Raw genomic sequence first — 17,094 nt, 5'->3', positions numbered from 1 at the left:
GGCGCAAAACCGCGGTTTGGGGTGCGGCGGCGTTACGATACAGGTGTTGGTAGGGAACCAATTCCACGCATACGTAAGGAGAGATCGACGATGATTGAAACCGCACAGGCCTTCGGTATTGACATCGGCGGCTCCGGCATCAAGGCCGCGCCCGTCAATCTGGAGAAGGGTGAATTCGCCGAACCCCGTTTGAAGATCCTCACCCCCGAGGTGTCCACTCCGGACGCGGTCGCCAAGATCGTGCGCCAGCAGCTCGACCACTTCGAAGTGCCCGAATCCGCGCCCGTCGGCATCGCGTTCCCGGCCCCCATCAAGCCCGGCAAGCCGCTCGACTTCATGGCAAACCTCGACCAGTCGTGGGTCGGCGTCGACGTGACCGCCGTGTTCTCCGAAGCGGCCGGCCGCCCCGTCACCGTCGTCAACGACGCGGACGCCGCGGGCCTCGCCGAACAACAGTTCGGCGCCGCTAAGGGCAAGGAGGGCCTCGTCATCGCCACGACGCTCGGCACCGGCATCGGCACCGCGCTCATCATCGACGGCGTGCTCGTGCCGAACACCGAACTCGGCCACCTCATCCTCTCCGACAAGCACCCGGACGCCGAGAAGTACGCGGCCAGCTCCGTGCGTGAGAACGAGGAGCTCGGCTACAAGAAGTGGGCGAAGCGCCTCACCAAGTACTACGGTCTGCTGGAGAAGTACTTCAATCCGGATCTGTTCGTCGTCGGCGGCGGCGTGAGCCGCAAGGCGGACAAGTTCCTCCCGTTCATCGACGTGAAGACCCCGATCGTGCCCGCTGCGCTGCGCAACGAGGCCGGCATCGTCGGCGCCGCCTACTACGCGAGCACCAAGCAGCACTGATTCTCCCTGCTTGTCGACGCTGGGCCGTCCGGATTCCCTCCGGACGGCCCTTTTCGTCGCACGCGCTACAGTGGAGGCATGACCGTTCGATTCTCCTCCCGCGTGGACATCTCCGCGCCCAATCCGATCGCCGCCGCCGAAGCCGAGGCGCGCGCGCAGGGCGTGACGCTCGGCAAGCTCAACGACTCCAATCCGACCCGGCATGGACTCGCCCCGGCCGAAGTGCCCGGCGTGTACACGGCCGAGCCGCGTGGGCCGCGTGCGGCTCGTGAGGCGTTGGCGCGGTTTCTTTCCGCGCAGTCCGTACAGTCTGCGCAGTCTGCGGAGAACGACACGGAGAGCGATGCCGTGGTCGATGCCGCAAGCGCCCCGACCGTCGATCCGGATGCGCTGTACCTGCTGAGCTCCACGTCGCAGGCGTATTCGTGGCTCATCAAACTGCTGTGCGACGCTGGCGACGCAGTGCTCGCCCCGAAGCCCGGCTACCCGCTCATCGAATCGATCGCACGCCTCGAATGCGTCGACACGATCGAGTACCAGCTCCAGTTCGACGGCTCCTGGTACATCGACACCGCCGCCATCGAGGATCTGCTCTACTCGCCGGAAGGCGACCGCATCCGCGCGCTCGTCCTCATCAACCCGAACAATCCGACCGGCTCCTACGTGAAGCCCGAGGAGCGCGCCACGCTCGTGCGCCTGTGCCGGGAACGAGGCATCGCCATCATCGCCGACGAGGTGTTCTACGACTACGCGTTGGAGCCGTTCGACGGCAACGCGCGTCTCGCGGGGGAGACCGGCGCGCTCACGTTCGCGCTCGACGGATTCTCCAAAATGCTCGCCGCGCCGCACGCCAAGGTCGGCTGGATCCGCGTCTCCGGCCCCGAACGCGACGTGCGCGAAGCGCAACGCCGCCTCGACGTCATCGCCGACGACTATCTGCCGATGAGCGATATCATCGCGGCGAAACTGCCTGAACTGCTGTCGGTCGCGCCGCGCCAGACGGCGCGTGTGCGCGACCGTGTACGCGCGAACCTCGCCACCCTGCACGCGCTGCTCGCACGCGACGAGCACGGGCTCGTCGACGTGCTGCGCGCGGAAGGCGGCTGGAACGTGCTGCTGCGCGTGCCGTCGGTCATCGACGAGAACGAGCTCGTGCTCGGACTCATCGCCACACGGAAGCTCACCGGACAGCCCGGCTACTTCTTCGACATGACGACGAACGGGTATCTTGCGATTTCGCTGCTGCCCGAGGCGGACGAGTTTCGTGCGAACGTGACGGCCGTGCTCGACACCGTCGCCGCGCTGCTCGACTGACGCGTCGGTCGAGCAGCGCGGCGACGGTGTCGATGCCGTGACGTGCGTCAGACGCGTCACACGGCCGTTTTCGCGGCTTCGTAGCGTTTGCGGATGAGTTCCATGTAGAAGGCGACCGCGTCGGCGGGCGTGCCGTCGAAGACCACGTGCTGCGCGTCGAGCACGAGCGTGCGGTCGATCGCGTATTCGGGACGGACGATCATGTCCGTGTCATGCGTGGCGACGATCACCTGCTTGTCGTAGGTGAACAGCGCTTCGGCGACGTGACGCGTCCCGACCTCGTCCAGTCCCTTCGACGGCTCGTCCGCGACGATGGCCGCGGGGTCGAACGCGAGCGCGGCGGCGATGGCGAGCAGATGGCGCTTCTCCGAATCGAGTTCGGCGGCCTTCGCCTTGCGCAGACGCTGCAGTCCGAAATGCGCGAACAGGTTGCCGATGCGCGCCGCACGCTCCGCATCCGCGATCCGGTGCTTCTTCAGGGAGTCGTCCACCGCCTGCGTGATGTTCTCCGCACGGTAGAACACGTTCGGAATCTCCTCACGGCGCACCTTGCCCACCCATTCGTCGACGGTCTTCAGGTCGCGCTTGGACGAGGTGTCGAGTGTGACGGTGGTTGGGGCGGTGCCGGTGGTCGTATCGGCGGCGCTGGCCGTATCGGTGCCGGCGAGCGTGACCGCGCCGGAGGACGGTTGGAGCGAGCCGTCGAGCAGACTGAGCAACGTGGATTTGCCGGAGCCGTTGAGACCGATGATCGCGACGCGCTTCTCGGCAATCGTCAGATCCGTGGGGGCGAGGCCCGTATGGCCGTCATCGTAGACGTGGCCGGCTTGGGAAAGCGTGAACGTGAGCGACGCCGGCTTCGCGGCCGTCTTGCGGGAAAAGAAAAAGCCCATGCCGCCTACTGTAGTAAGTGGCATGGGCCGAGCCGTGAAGCGGACGCCCCGGTGGGCCGAGCCGTGAAGCGGACGCCCCGGTGGGCCGAGCCGTGAAGCGGACGCCCCGGTGGGGCGTCTGTAGGCGAGGCCGAGCGGCGACAGCCGCGAGGTGATGATTCCCCTTGCTGGAATCTCTCCCCCCAGTCGGCTGCGCCGACAGCCCCCTCGTCAAAGGGGCCGGTATGGGGTCAGGCGAAGTAGAACCCCTTGAAATCGTAGTGGTAGACGCGGTAGATGTAGCCGGTGGACAGCGCCATCTTGTACTGCGCCTGCAGGTTGCCGTCGTCGTCGTACACGCCGAACACGCCCTGCATGCCCGTGTCCACCAGGTTGATGGAGTCGGTGATCTCCTGCGAGGAGCTCACGTACGGGGAGTACGGCACGTCGAAGGACTGCACTTCGGTGTACGTGCCGGCCTTCTCGTCCACCAGATACTTGCGGAACTGGGAGCGGGAGTTCTCGTCCTTCGAGCTTTGCGCGGTGGAGATGCCCTTGATCGTCGTCCAGTCGAAGTCGGGGCGGGTCATCGCGTAGCCGAAGTTGTTGTCGAACATGTAGATGTAGTACTGGCCGTCGGGCAGCGAGGGGTCCGCCTCGTAGGTGATCGAGTGCTGGCCGCCGGTGTCGCCGAAGTCGCCCACCTTGGTGAGGAACGACTTCTTGTACGAGGTGCCGTCCCACACGGTCGGCTCGCCGATCATCCAGTCGAGTTTCGGCGTGCCTTCCACGTCGTCCACCTTGATGATGGTGGAGGTCTCGCGCGCGGAGAACAGCGCGGAGCCGTCGGGCAGCAGTTGGATCGTGTTGAAGTGAATCCAGTCCCAACGGTTCGTGGCGGTCGGGTCGGATTCGTCGATGCCGGAATGGTCGGTGGACGCCTTGTAGTCGGGGAACATGTCGCCGAAGTCGATGAGCTGCGTCACGTCGCCGGTGGTGGTGTCCACCTTGATGACCTGATCCTGCACCGCATGGTCGGAGCGGGTCAGATCGGTGGCGAGCGACACGATGTTCCCGTCGGAGTCGAGCGCGTAGTCATGGTGGAGGATGAACCGGTCGCCCAGGTTGATGATCTTCTCCAGCTTGCCCAGACGGTTCATGCCGACGAAGTGCTTCGTGGAGGCGGAGAACCACATGAGGCCGTTCTCGTCGAACAGGAGACGGTGCGAACGGTAGTAGAGCACCGGCACTTCGCCGCGCAGCACGCCGTTCACGTCGTAGTAGTACATGAAGTCCTGGTCGTTGAAGTCGTTGCCGAGGATCGCGTACAGGCCGTCGCCGAGCGCCTGCACGGCCGCGTCGGTCGGCTCGACCGGCTGTTCGAGGCGCACCTCCTCTTCGCCGAGGATCTTCGCGCCCTTGTGGGTGATCTGCTTGGTGGCGACGGTCGCGCCGGAAGAGTCCTTCAACGTGAACGTGATCGTGTTCTTCACACCCGGCACGAGGCCGAGTACGAGGAACTCGTGCTTGGTGGCGTAGTCGGCACCCTGCTCGGCGGTGGCGGAGAAGTCGGGGTAGCCGTCCGCGCTCACCGTGTAGGAGACGCTGGACGCCTTGTCGGTGGTGAAGTAGACGTACAGGGATGTGGTGTTTGTGCCATACGGGTTCTCGGCGATGAACGGGTCGTCGAGCGTGGCCGCCGACTTGTCGCGGTCCGCGGCGAGCTTCTCGTCCGCCATCTTCTGGTAGTCGGCGGTGTAGATGTTCTCGATGCGCGCGTTGAGCCGTTCGACGCGGTGCTCCTTGATCGCGGCGCTGACGTTGTCCTGCGTGAGCAGGCACAGGCCGCAGGCGACGGCGAGAGTGATGACGGCCGCCACGATCTTTAATACGGTGTTCTTGCTGGCTGTTCGCTTCATTGTGATGGGCTTCCGGCTTTCGTGAAGATTCTGGTCACATTTCCAATACTGACCAATACAGTATTATGCCGTAGCCCTTGGAATTCTAAGGATTTCGCTGGATTTTTCCTGAAAACGCCCTGTTCCCCCACGCTCACATGGCGAACCAGGACGCCACATCGTGGAACAGTCCGGGGTTGAGCGACAACATCTCGTCCGAACGCCCGATCGTGAACAGGCACAGCAGATTGAGCAGCAGCGTGGCGTACAGCACGACGGGAACGACCAGACGCGTCAGGCGGACGCGCGCCGGAAGCCGTCCCGCGGCCCGTCCTCCCGCGTCGACGTCCGTCACGTTTCCCGTGTTGCTTTCGTTTCCCGCGTTCGTCACATGCAGAAGCGCCGGCAGCGACGCGATCGCGAACAGCCATCCGAAATCGCCCATGTACCGCCATCCGATGCCCGCGCTCGACGCGTCGAACACGACGATGACGAACGCCAATGCCAGAGCGGACCATAGGAACGCCGTCAGACCGGATGCGGCGAACCGGCGACGTACCACGGGCAGGGCGAACGCGGCCACCAACAACGGGCATAGGACGAACAGGCCGCCGACCACCGGCTCCGCATACGCCCATTCGGCGAGCGGCGTGGGGGAGACCGCGACGAACGGGAACTCGCGGACCAGACGCAACGGCAGCAGGAGATAGTAGCCGACCATCGGCAGGATGTCCCCGGCTGGCTGACGGAACGTCGTCATATCCGTCACCGTGAACTGATAGTCGTTGCCGAACTCCAGAAACGAGCCGAACCGTGCCCGGTTGTATGCGGCGAGCGGCACGAGCGGCACCAGCGCCGCCGCCACCACGACTGCCGGCGCGCGCAACGCCTGCGTCACTTTCACTCGTCCGGCGCGCAGGTTCCCGACCATCGCGCGGATCTGGGGCCAGAACAGCGGAATGCCGAGCAACGCCGCCAGACAGAACGTCGGACGGCACCCGAAGTTCACCGCGATGCATGCCGCGCCGAGTCCGAGCCGCGGCAGCGACAGTTCCGGTGCTCCCTCGACCCGCCACCGGTCCGCGGGATTCAACGGACGCTTCGACGTCTGCGCGCCCAGCCACAGCCATAATCCCGCGGCCGTGAACATGAGCGACGCGGCGAACGGCACCGAATAGAAATTCGTGCGATACGCCAGATACGGGAAGTCCGCGGCCACCGGCACGAACGCCAGCATGAGCGACGTGGCCGCCAAGGACGTGCCCGGCGCGAGACGGCGGATCAGACGGATGACGAGCAGCCAGACGAACACGAGGGCCACGAACATGAGCAGGTGGACGGCGGTCGCGCTCGACATCATGCGGCCCGTCAGCGCACGATACGGGGCGAACAGCAGGATCGCCGGCACCACGCCGAAATACGAATACCAGTGGCCGTCGTAATACGCGTAATCCCAGTACAGCGGGCTCACACCCTCGGCGAGCAGACGCCCGCGCGTCGTCACGTCATACGGATCCGACGCGGCGGCGAGCGCGTCCGGCACGGGCAGGTCAAGCCAGACGCGGCCGTTGAGCAGCGCGTCCGCGAGATGGCCGTACGGGTCGATGTCGTACGTGTACCCGCCGGGCTCGTGGAACGACAGCGGCGTCGCATAGCGTATCTGCCATGCGACGTTCGCGATGGTCGCCGCGGCGAACGGCGCGACCATCGCGGCGAACGCGAGACGCTGCCTTCGGCTCGACGTGTCGAGAGGGATTCGCCACAGGCGCGATCCCGGCCGCCATGCCACGGCCAGCAGCAGCGCGGCCGCCATCAGCGCCACTCGTGCGGGGTCGAACGAGAACGGCACGCGCACGTTCGCGCGGACCGCTTCGATCGGGACGATCGATCCCTTCGCCTCCTCCACCCACACGCGCATCACGCCGCTGCCGTGTGCGCGGATGAACAGGGAGCGTGTGGAGGAAGGTGACAGCGTCTGCGTGGATTGGAACGTCGTGGCGCCGTTCGTGCCGTCTGTGCCGTCTGCGCCGTCTGTTCCGTTCGTGCCGTCCGTCCCGTTGATCCCGTCATGGAACGTGACGCGCAGGTGGATGACGTTCAGTGACTCCTGCTTCGGCTCGAGCGTATCGACGCGCGCGAAATCCGACGTGCCGTCCGCCTTCGTCTCCAACCACGCCTCCGTCGGATCGGTGACGCGCATTGCGCCCGTGTCCGTGTGTTCCAGTCCGGAGCCCATCGTGTTCTGCGCGGAGACGGAATCGGTGCTCGCGCCGAGCGTGCGCCAGAACGGCAGATTGAACCCCACGCATTCGATGCAGAGGATGACGAGCGCGGCGACGAGCCCGACGATGGCGGCGCGGCGGCGCGAGGCCCTGGCGAACGGATGGGGAAGATGAATCACCCGACCATTCTATAGGCAGTTATTCTCAGGGCTTCATACCGGTGGACCATGTCGGGTTGCGTTGGAACAATGTGAGGCATGTCAGTACGCAAGTCACACCACCAAGGAAGCCCGTTCGACCCGCTGAAGGGCGCGATGGGACAGGTACGGCGGCTTGCGCGGCGTCTGACGCGTTCAGGCAAGGGCGCGCTCGAATCGGTCGACCCGTTCGGCGCGACCATCGACAAGGCGTCGCAGGAGGCGGTCGCGGCCGGTCTGCTGCGCGAATCGTCCGGGGACCGCGTCGAGATGGACGTGGCGCAGGAGCTCGCCAGCCATTCGCGTCGTCTCGGTCCGCTCGTCAAACGACGCATGCTCGACTTCGACGACGTGCCCGGCAGGCTCACGCTCGGATGGGCGCAACTGCCGTCCCGAGGCGGTGCCGTCGGGAACGCGCCGACCTCCGGCACGGGATTCGCGCTCGGCGTGTTCGCCGACCGCGACCATTTTTCGCAGATCGCCTACGCGGACGGCAAGGGCCGCGTATACGTGGGCACCGAGATCGGCATGGACGTGCAGAGCATGGACCCCCGTTTCATGTTCACCCGCGAGCCGCGCCGCGACCGCGTCGGCGGCGGCATCATCGGCCGTGACGACACCGGCCGCATGACCTGGCTCGCCTCATGGCGGCGCGACGGCGAGACCGGACTCTACACGCTCGAACAGATGCGGTACCCGCTGCGCCGCGACATGCGCGAAGGCCTCGAATTCCGCGACGCCATCGCCATCGGATTCTTCGCCGCCTACATGCTGCCGCAGATGCGCGGCGCGCTCGTCGGATTCGGAGCCGGCAACATCTTCCGTCGTCTCAACCGCGAGGCGCCGATGGGCGCGATCCGCCGATCCGTGCGCGACATGCTCGCCGTGCGCGCCCACGGCATGCGCGTCTCCGGACTCGAAGACCATTTCGCCGAACTCATGCACGAGGCCGGCGCGCTCGACGAGGCGCCCGGCCTGGAGGCCGTGCACGGCGCCGAACCACTGCACCTGTTCACATCCAGCTACTCCGGCTCCTACTTCTTCACCTGGGATTCGTCCCTGTCGCTCGCGCCGGCGCTGCGCGCGCTCGCCATCGAAGGCAATCTCAACCGGTTCGCCTCGGTGAGCGCGTGGCTGGAACGCAACGCGCGACTCGGCCTGGAACCCACCGAGGAGACGGTGACGCGCGCCCAGGCCGCCACCATCGATCTGAAGCTGCTCGACGATCCGGCATTGCTCGCGCTCGGCACGGGCGACGATTCGGACGGCCCGGGCGATGGCGGCGATGGCGGCGATGCCGGCGATACCGCGGCCGGTGCGCGCAACGCCGTCGACGGGGCCGCCATGGGGCATGACGCGCGGATGGACCGCGAGGCCGACCATAATGCGATGACCTCGCTCGTGCGCGAGGCGCACCGCATCGCCCGGCATATCGGCGAACATGCGGGCGAACACGGCGACACCGGTTCGGAATGGGTGTATCGGCAGAGCATGGCGCTGCTCGTGCGTCGCCTGCGCCTGCCCTACCGTTTCGACGTGGAGATCCGCTCGAACCTCGACGCCGGCCGCGTGGCCGTGGGCTTCACCACGGCGGGCGTGTCGATGATGCCCGCCACCCGCTATGACGCGTCGGAGCACCGATGGGTGTCGTTGAGCGAAAGCGAACGCGCCGAGATGAGCGCCGCCTACAATCTGCGCGTCGGCCTGATCATGGCGGCGATGAGCTTCGCGGCGAGCGACAAGGTGCGCGAAGTGTCGCTGCACGTCGACTCGCTCGGCTTGGAGGAGGCCATCTCCGAACAGGATTCCGCCATCGAGGAGATGATGAGCGAGGCGTTGAGCGCGTTCGAGCGCATGCACACCGGCGGCATGGGCGCGGTGCGCGGCAAGGCGGAGCCGAAGGACGGCGACTTCCACGGCGATCCCACGCACACGCCCGTGCACCCGGTCGCCGACGCGGCGCAGACCGGCGCGGACGGCCCGGTGCCGCCCGACGCCGCGGGGGAGGAGACGGACGGCGACGACAGTTTCGAACGTCGCTTCGAGGATCTCATGCAGGGAGTCGACATCGACGAGACCGCGTTCGCGATGCCCGGCGACGGGCCGGACGACGGTGATGCCGGTATCGACGTCGACGGTATCGACGGCGGCGATGGTGCCGGCGACGGCGACGACGGCGATCCGATGAGCGTGCTCAAACGCAATCCGACCGTGCGCAACCTCGCCACCGTCACGTTCACGCGGGACGCGTTCCTCGCCCGCATCGGCGAGGACGCGCTCGATCATCCGATGGACACGTACCGCATGTTCGACGCGGTGATGGACGTGGACGGCGACGGCGGCCTCAAACCCGTCGACGCCGGCTTCGACCTGCGCGACCAGCGGTTCGCGCCAGCAGGCTCGCAGGAGCAACCCGAATCCTCCGACCACGAGTTCACCCCGGCCGCGGCGCGCGTGCTCGGCACGTCGGACGCGGTCGGACTGTCCATCCAACGCGTCGACCTCATGCAGCGCGCCGAATCCGACTTCCATCGTCTCGCATCCGACGAGACGATGCCCTCCGTCGCGAAGGCGAGGGAGGCGATGCGCATCATCGACATGATCGGCGACCCGGAACTCGCCGAACAGGCGCCGAACATCACCAGCGCGCTCATCGACGGGCGGGACACGCCCCCGGTCACGATCGCCATGGCCGACGAACTCGACAAGGAACGGCTCAAAGCCCGCGACCTTCTGTTCGGCGGACAGGTCGACCAGGCGTTCGAAGCGGCCGAAACGGCGATCGGACGGCTCGACGCGCTCTACGCGAAGGGCGACGGCGTGCCCCGCTACTTCAACTCGTATGCGGAACGTGTGATCTACAACCGTCTGTTCGCCACGCCGGGGGAGCGCACCGTGCTCATCCCCGACAACCTGTTCTACGCGCACATGGAACTCGCCGACGTGCTCGCCCAGATCAAGGGGGCGGAGGCATCGCTCAAGCACCTCAACGCGATGGTCGCCTACGCGCCCGCCTATCCGCTCACACATCTCAAGCTCGCCGTGCAACTGGCACGCAGCGAAGACTGGGATTCGGCGCGCGCCGCCTGCCTCAACGCGCTCAACGTCGCCCTCGACCGCGACGACGCCGCATTCGCCTACTATCGTCTCGCCTACGCGGAATGGATGCAGGACCGGTTCGACACGGCTGTGGCCGCCTACCTGATGAGCGACCACATCGCGCCCGGGCAGATCGGCTCATTGGAAAGCGAGTTGCAGGAGCTCGTCGCCCGCGCCGACTCGCAATGCATCCGCGTGCCGGAAAACGTGGACGAGGCCGCGCACGTGCTCGCCGGGAACGATCTTCCCGTCTGGCCGCACACCGAAGTGGCCGGCATCGTGCGTGACGCGGCGCGCATCACCGTGGACGAAGGCATGTTCGTGCCCGCGCGCACGCTGTCCGTGGCCGCCGCACGCATGAACGACGACGAGAACAACGGCATCGACGTGGTGCAGGCCCAGTTCATCCGCTCGCTCAACGGGTGAACCGGCGGATGAGGGACGGCTGAAGAACGGTCGGGAGGGGCGGAACCTACGCCGCCATCAGACGTTCCGCCAGTGCCGTGAACTCGGCGCCCACGCCGTCCGTGCGCAACGCGCCGTCCGCGTCCAGCACGGCCGGACGGCCCGCCTCGCCGGTCTCACGCAGCTCCGGCTCGAGCGGCAGTTGCGCCATCAGCGGCACATCGTAGCCGAGCGCCTCCGTCAGCTGCTCGCTCACGCGCTCGCCGCCGCCGCGGCCGAAGATCTCCAGCTTCTCGCCCTTATGCTCGTAGTAGCTCATGTTCTCCACGACGCCGCGCACCTTCATCGGCACCTGAAGCGCGACGAGCCCCGAACGCACGGCCACGTCGGACGCGCTCGGCTGCGGGGTGGTCACGACCACGAGTTCCGCGTTCGGCAGCGCCTGCGCCACCGAGATCGCCATGTCGCCGGTGCCGGGCGCCAGATCGAGCAGCAGCACGTCCGGCTCGCCCCACCACACGTCGGACAGGAACTGTTCAAGCGAACGCTGGAGACGGGGGCCGCGCCACAGGATCGCACGGTCCGCGCCGGCGAACATGCCGATCGAGATGAGCTTGACGCCCCATGCGGTCACCGGCATCAGCATGCCGTTGAGATTCGTGGGCTGCGTGTTGACTCCGAACAGGCGCGGCAGCGAGAACCCGTAGATGTCCGCGTCGATGGCGGCCGTGTCGTAGCCGAGCGCGGCGAACGTGGCCGCCAGATTCGCGGTGACCGACGACTTGCCGACGCCGCCCTTGCCGGAGGCGATTGCGAAGATGCGGGTCTTGACGCCCGGCTTGTTGAACGGGTTTTGCTTGCGTTCGGCCTTGAGCCCGGCGACGAGGTCGTCGAGCTTGTCGCGGCTCATCGACCCGACCTCGATATGCGGGGTGAGCGCCGCGTCCGGATAGGAGGCGACGGCGCCGTTGATCTGGTTGGTGATGGTCTCGCTCAGCGGGCAGCCGGGCACGGTGAGTTCCACGTGCACGGTCACGTCATAGGCGTCGCGCGCGGCGGACGTCGCATCGCCGGCATCCGCCGCGCCGTCGACTTGTTCGATGCCCGAGGCGCTCTTCGGCGTCGCGTCGATCGCCGCGATCATGCCCAGATCGGTGACCGAACGCCCGAGCTCCGGGTCGATGACCTTGCTCAGTCTCTCGTAGATCGCCGCTTCGATGTGCCTGCCGTCCGTCATGCGTCCCTCCGTCTCGCCGTGACCGTGCGTAGTTCGTAGCCGTGTTGCGTATGCCGCGTACCAGCGTAGCGTGCCGGCGCCCGGCATGCCATAGGCGACGGTGAAGAAACCGTGGGATGACCGATGACGGGCGGTCAGTCGTCGGCTTCGATGCTGTCCGTTTCGATGCCGTCCGTCTCGCCCGCCGCGGCCGCGACCTCGCCGGTCTCCAGCAGCTGCGTGAACTGGGCCTCGTCGAGCATCGGGATGCCGAGCTCCTCGGCCTTCGCGGCCTTTGACCCGGCGTTCGCGCCGACGACCACGTAGTCGGTCTTCCTGCTCACCGACCCGGCCGCCTTGCCGCCGCGTTCGAGGATCGCCTCCTTCGCGGAATCACGCGAATAACCCTCCAACGAACCGGTGACGACCACCGTCTTGCCCGCGAGCGTCTGCGGCAGCGTGCTCTTCTCGGCGGACGCGACGCCCACGCCGGCGGCCCGCCATGCGCGCAGCGTCTCGCCGCGCCAGTCGCCGGGCTCTTTCGCTGCCGTGAACCAGTTCACCACCGATTCGGCGATTTCCGGACCCACGCCGTCGATCTGCGTAAGCTCGTCGACGGTCGCCTCGGCGATCGCGTCGAGCGAGCCGAGCGACGAGGCGATGAGCCGCGCGGTCGGCGGGCCGAGCCGCCTGATTGACAGCGCGACCAGCACGCGCCACAGGTCGGCGTGACGCGCCTTGTCCATCTCGTCGAACATCTTGCGCGTGTTCTCGCCGGGACGGATGACCACCGGCACGTCGGTCTCGCCGTTGCGCGTGCGCTTGTGGTCGACGCGCACGATGACCGCGTCCGCCGGCACGTCGTAGTCGGGGTAGGCGGTCACGGTCACATCGTTGGCGGTCGTCTCCGCGCCGGCGCGCGCCGCCAGCTGCTTGGCGGTGAGCTTCCTCGCTGCGGCGGGTGCCGTCCAGAACGCGGGCACCTGATGCCACAATCCGGAGCCGCCCACGCGCTTTCGGGTCTTCTTCCTTCGCCCGTTCGCGCCCACGGTCTCGTGGATTTCGATGATCGGCGCCTCGCGCCACACGCGCACGTCCTTGAGGTCCGCGGCGGTCAGCGCGAACAGGCCGGCCTCGCTGGAGAGCACCGGTGTCTGGCGCGCGGGAAGCTCCAACCCTTCGACCGGTTCGTATGGTTCCGGCTCCTCGCCGGGCTTGACCAGGATCTCCGTGATGTTCGGCGCGTAGGTCGCGACTGAATCGGGACGGTTCTCCTCCGGGTTCGTCAACGCGATGGCCGACTGGTCGCCCAGGTGCTCGATGTCGAACGCCTTGCGCGAGGCGAGCGAGATGACGCGTTCGGTCAGCTGCGCGGGGCAGCTCTCCACGTTCGGGCAGCGGATGTCCTTGTCGCCCTCCTTGGCGGGCGCGAGCTTCGCGCCGCACGAGGGGCAGCGTTCCGGCATGACGAATTCACGCAGCTCGTCTTCCCGGTCTTTGCGGCGTTCCAGTACGGGGCCGACGAGTTCGGGAATCACGTCGCCCGCCTTGCGCACGACGACCGTGTCGCCGATGAGCACGTTCTTGCGCTTCACCTCGGACGGGTTGTGCAGCGTGGTGCGGGCGACCGTCGAGCCGGCCACGTACACGGGCTTCAATATCGCAACCGGGGTCACGCGCCCGGTGCGGCCCACCTGCACGGTGATGTCGAGCAGCTCGGTGTTGACCTCCTCCGGCGGGTACTTGTAGGCGATGGCCCAGCGTGGTGCGCGCGAGGTCGCGCCCAGCGTGCGCTGCAACGCGAGATCGTCCACCTTGACGACGATGCCGTCGAGCGCGTGCTCGATGTCGCCGCGATGCTCGCCGTAGTAGTCGATCATCGCGAGAATCTCACTGAACGACGTGACGGTGCGGTTGTGCGGCGAGACCGGCACACCCCACTTCTCGTAGAGGGCGTAGGCCTCCGACTGGTCGTCGACCCGGTCGTGGTGCGTGGCCGACGCGCCCGCGCCCCAGCGCAGCGTGCCGAGGCCGTGCGCGTAGAAGCTCAGACGCCGCGTGGCGGTGATGCGCGGGTCCTTCTGGCGCAGCGAACCGGCGGCCGCGTTGCGCGGGTTCGCGAACGGGGCGCGGCCTGCGTCCTCCTGCTCACGGTTGAGCTCGTGGAAGTCGTCCCAGCGCATGAACACCTCGCCGCGGATCTCCACGAACTCGGGGATGTCGTCCTTCTCGCCGCCGAGGTTCGCGGGGATGGAGCCGATGGTGCGCACGTTCAGGGTGATGTCCTCGCCGGTCACGCCGTCGCCGCGCGTGAGCCCCTGCTCCAGCACGCCGTTGCGGTAGATGAGGTTCAACGCGAGCCCGTCGATCTTCACCTCGCAGCTCATCGGCAGCGCCTTGCCTTCAGGCCAGTCGAGGTCGCGGATGACCGAATCGTACCAGTCGCGGAGCTCCTCGATCGAGAAGACGTCGTCGAGGCTCATCATGCGGCTCGGGTGGCGTACGGAGGTGAAGTCGTTGGAGAACGTGCCGCCGACGCGATGCGTGGGACTCTGCGGGTTGTCGAGCGTGGGGAACGCCGCCTCCAGCCGTTGCAGGCAGCGCAGACGCGCGTCATAGGCGGCGTCGGAGGAGACCGGCGCGTCGTCGATGTAATAGGCGATCTGGTCGGATTCCACCCATGCGGCGACGCGTGCCCACAGGCGTGCGGCATTCTCCGCGTTCAGGGCGTCGACGTCGAGTCGGTCGAGCCGCGTCGCATCCGCGTCGGTGGGCGTCAGGGCGGCGATCCATGCCTCGCTGCCCGGCGCGAGATGCGTGATGCCCTCATCGGCGACGATGGCCGGCTCCGCGGCGTCGGATGCGCCGTCGCCGGTCGTCATCGCGTCGAAATCCCATGCCAGCTGTTCGTCCGTCATATCCCCGCCTTGCCCGTGTCCGTGTCCTTGTCCGATGGTGTCCGCATCGATTGTACCCGGATGGGCGGGGTTCCCACGTGGACGACGGGCAGGGGCGATCAGTGCTGGGCGCGCCAGATGTCCGGTTCGACGTAGATCTCCCATTCATACCACGGCAGGGCGGTGCGGATGCTCGTCTCGATCTTGTCGACGGTCTGCACGTCGTAATCGCGGTCGAATTTGTCGGTCTCGACCTTGAGGCACAACAGCACCGCGTCCTCGTCCATGTGGATGGCCTGCATGTTGATGAGCCGGTTCACGCCCGACGTGTTCTCGACCGCCTCGACGAGCATCTCGCGGGTACGCGGGTCGATGTCCTCGCCGATGAGCAGCGAACCGGACTTGAACGCGAGCGCCGCCGAACCACATACCAGCACGAGGCCGACCATGAGACCGCCGACCGCATCGTAGATTTCGTCACCGGTCGCGATGGACAGGCCGATGCCGAGACCGGCGAACGCGAGGCCGATCAGTGCGAGGGTATCCTCCATCATCACCGAGGCGAGCTCGGCGGACTTGGTGCGTCGCCAGAACTTGACCAGCGAGTCGCTTTCCACCTTGACACGCCTCATGCGTTCGCGCGCCTCATGGATGGACGTGTGCAGGCCGTAGCCTTCCAGACATGCGGAGATGATGACCACGACGAGCGCGGCGACGAGTTCGAGCGATTCAGCCTCGCGTGGAATCGACCCGTCGATGAGCCCAGTGAGTTTGCCGACGGCCTGCGAGACGGCGAACACGCCGCCAACGAAGAACAACAGCGTGGCGACGATGAAGCTCGCGAGATACTTGATGCGGTGCAGTCCGAACGGATGATCGCCGTCGGATTTGCGGTCGGACGTGCGGTCGCCGACCATGAGCACGATCTCGTTCGCGCAATCCGCCACGGAATGCACGGATTCGGAGAACATGGACGACGAGCCGGTGAACGCCGCCGCGGCGAACTTCGCGAGTGCCACGCCGATGTTCGCGGCCAGCGCGGCCTTCACCGCGGATCCCGCCTTGGTCTTGCCGTCGGTGTTCTGATTGGTTTGATCGATATCCGTCACGATGCGCCTCCTGTATGTCTGCGATTGTAGTCAATCACGGCTATACAGGAGGCGCATCGTTCAGTGTGGTTCGGTGTGGTTCAGTACGTCACAGCAGTACGGCGAAGCTGGATGCCGCGGCCGCCGCGACGATGCCGATGATGACGAACATCAGCCACAGGGCCACACTGGCGATCACGGAGACGAGCGCCCCCATGCCGGCCATCTTGGAATCGCCCGGCCTCTGGTCCTTCCATACGAGGAACAGGATGAGACCGACGAGCGGGATGAAGAAGCCGAGTACCGCCCAGCCGAACGAGCCGCTGTCGTTGGCTGCCTGGGGAGCCGGGTATCCGGCGACGGGTGCGTTATACGGGCTCTGCGCGGCTCCGTAGCCATAACCGTAGCCGCCGGCGGGCTGTCCGTAGCCCGGTGCCGAAGGGGCACCGTAGCCTGCGGGAGCCGGGGCTCCATACGGGCTTTGCTGAGTGCCGTAGCCCGGTGTCGGTTGTCCGTATGCGGGTGCGGCGGGAGTGCCGTAGCCGGTCGGAGCAGGCGTGCCGTAGCCTGCGGGTGTACTGTAGCCGGACGGCTGCTGTGCGGCGGGGTCAAGGGCGCCGTATTCGGGTTGGCCATAAGGGGCTTGAGGCTGAGGCGCCTGGTTGTTGTCGGTCATCGTAGTGTTTCCCTTCTGCTTGGTCGGATTCCTGAAACGGGATTCCGATGCGTGGCCTCGCCGTCGCATCCATGCGTCGTCGGGGCGTATGCAATTTCCATCATAGCGTCTTCGCGGTAGGAACCAGATTCCGCGGGGTTTAGGATTTCAGGATTTCACTGGTTGGCGTGCCATTTAACCAGGGAATGAGAGGGGCTTCTGCTGTTTTCGTGGGTTAGGTTCTTGGTTGGGGTAGGTGTATGTCGAGTCCGCCGCATCGGAGCATGACGAGGGCGATGAGGTTGTTCACGTTGTGGAAGCCGTAGGCCATGCGGATGGTGACTTTGATCCTGTTGTTGAACGCCTCGAGCCT

Annotated in this window: 10 protein-coding genes and 2 pseudogenes; 3 read left to right on the top strand and 9 right to left on the bottom strand. The window is 66.5% G+C overall.

Features of this window, described 5'->3' with window-relative positions:
* The first annotated feature begins 90 nt into the window (after positions 1-90).
* Together ppgK and AC1AYR_RS11075 are read left to right on the top strand one after the other, a co-directional pair.
* Complete coding sequence (ppgK, locus tag AC1AYR_RS11080) at positions 91-858, top strand: polyphosphate--glucose phosphotransferase (protein WP_476512618.1); 768 nt, start codon at positions 91-93, stop codon at positions 856-858.
* 78 nt (positions 859-936) lie between these two features.
* The gene (locus AC1AYR_RS11075; protein ID WP_476512617.1) at positions 937-2,172 is read left to right on the top strand and encodes a pyridoxal phosphate-dependent aminotransferase; all 1,236 of its coding nucleotides are present in this window, start codon (positions 937-939) and stop codon (positions 2,170-2,172) included.
* 56 nt (positions 2,173-2,228) lie between these two features.
* Here AC1AYR_RS11075 and AC1AYR_RS11070 read toward each other — a convergent pair whose 3' ends face one another.
* From AC1AYR_RS11070 to AC1AYR_RS11060, 3 genes are all read right to left on the bottom strand, one after another.
* A complete protein-coding gene (locus AC1AYR_RS11070; protein WP_476512616.1) occupies positions 2,229-3,065 on the bottom strand; it encodes an ATP-binding cassette domain-containing protein in 837 nt (278 codons plus the stop codon).
* A gap of 230 nt (positions 3,066-3,295) precedes the next feature.
* Entirely contained in the window at positions 3,296-4,963 is a 1,668-nt protein-coding gene (locus AC1AYR_RS11065) for an aryl-sulfate sulfotransferase (protein ID WP_476512615.1), read from the bottom strand.
* Positions 4,964-5,096: 133 nt separating this feature from the next.
* The gene (locus AC1AYR_RS11060) at positions 5,097-7,343 is read right to left on the bottom strand and encodes a hypothetical protein (protein WP_476512614.1); all 2,247 of its coding nucleotides are present in this window, start codon (positions 7,341-7,343) and stop codon (positions 5,097-5,099) included.
* Positions 7,344-7,421: 78 nt separating this feature from the next.
* Between AC1AYR_RS11060 and AC1AYR_RS11055 the strand changes: the two genes are divergently transcribed.
* Positions 7,422-10,886 carry a tetratricopeptide repeat protein gene (locus tag AC1AYR_RS11055; protein WP_476512613.1) on the top strand — a complete coding sequence of 1,155 codons (3,465 nt, stop codon included), beginning with the start codon at positions 7,422-7,424 and terminating at the stop codon, positions 10,884-10,886.
* Between the two features lie 46 nt (positions 10,887-10,932).
* Here the strand turns inward: AC1AYR_RS11055 and AC1AYR_RS11050 are convergent, their stop codons facing one another.
* From AC1AYR_RS11050 to AC1AYR_RS11025, 6 genes and pseudogenes are all read right to left on the bottom strand, one after another.
* The gene (locus AC1AYR_RS11050; RefSeq protein WP_476512612.1) at positions 10,933-12,102 is read right to left on the bottom strand and encodes an Mrp/NBP35 family ATP-binding protein; all 1,170 of its coding nucleotides are present in this window, start codon (positions 12,100-12,102) and stop codon (positions 10,933-10,935) included.
* Positions 12,103-12,236: 134 nt separating this feature from the next.
* Positions 12,237-12,956, bottom strand: a pseudogene (locus AC1AYR_RS11045) (helix-hairpin-helix domain-containing protein); the annotation flags it as partial.
* A 51-nt stretch (positions 12,957-13,007) separates the two neighbouring features.
* Positions 13,008-14,999: pseudogene (gene ligA, locus AC1AYR_RS11040) on the bottom strand (NAD-dependent DNA ligase LigA); the annotation flags it as partial.
* Between the two features lie 98 nt (positions 15,000-15,097).
* Entirely contained in the window at positions 15,098-16,087 is a 990-nt protein-coding gene (locus tag AC1AYR_RS11035; protein ID WP_476512611.1) for a cation diffusion facilitator family transporter, read from the bottom strand.
* A gap of 88 nt (positions 16,088-16,175) precedes the next feature.
* Positions 16,176-16,742 (bottom strand): hypothetical protein, encoded by a 567-nt coding sequence (locus AC1AYR_RS11030; protein WP_476555175.1) that lies wholly within the window; start codon positions 16,740-16,742, stop codon positions 16,176-16,178.
* 214 nt (positions 16,743-16,956) lie between these two features.
* The gene (locus AC1AYR_RS11025; protein WP_476512625.1) at positions 16,957-17,058 is read right to left on the bottom strand and encodes a hypothetical protein; all 102 of its coding nucleotides are present in this window, start codon (positions 17,056-17,058) and stop codon (positions 16,957-16,959) included.
* Positions 17,059-17,094: the final 36 nt, after the last annotated feature.

Source organism: Bifidobacterium sp. LH_417 (assembly GCF_056357035.1).
This window is presented reverse-complemented; position numbering and strand designations above follow the sequence as displayed.

Excerpts from the sequence above, each read along its gene's own strand:
- AC1AYR_RS11030 (WP_476555175.1), bottom strand. The coding sequence starts at position 16,742 with ATGACCGACAACAACCAGGCGCCTCAGCCTCAAGCCCCTTATGGCCAA.
- AC1AYR_RS11070 (WP_476512616.1), bottom strand. The coding sequence starts at position 3,065 with ATGGGCTTTTTCTTTTCCCGCAAGACGGCCGCGAAGCCGGCGTCGCTC.
- ppgK (WP_476512618.1), top strand. The coding sequence starts at position 91 with ATGATTGAAACCGCACAGGCCTTCGGTATTGACATCGGCGGCTCCGGC.
- AC1AYR_RS11075 (WP_476512617.1), top strand. The coding sequence starts at position 937 with ATGACCGTTCGATTCTCCTCCCGCGTGGACATCTCCGCGCCCAATCCG.
- AC1AYR_RS11050 (WP_476512612.1), bottom strand. The coding sequence starts at position 12,102 with ATGACGGACGGCAGGCACATCGAAGCGGCGATCTACGAGAGACTGAGC.
- AC1AYR_RS11065 (WP_476512615.1), bottom strand. The coding sequence starts at position 4,963 with ATGAAGCGAACAGCCAGCAAGAACACCGTATTAAAGATCGTGGCGGCC.
- AC1AYR_RS11055 (WP_476512613.1), top strand. The coding sequence starts at position 7,422 with ATGTCAGTACGCAAGTCACACCACCAAGGAAGCCCGTTCGACCCGCTG.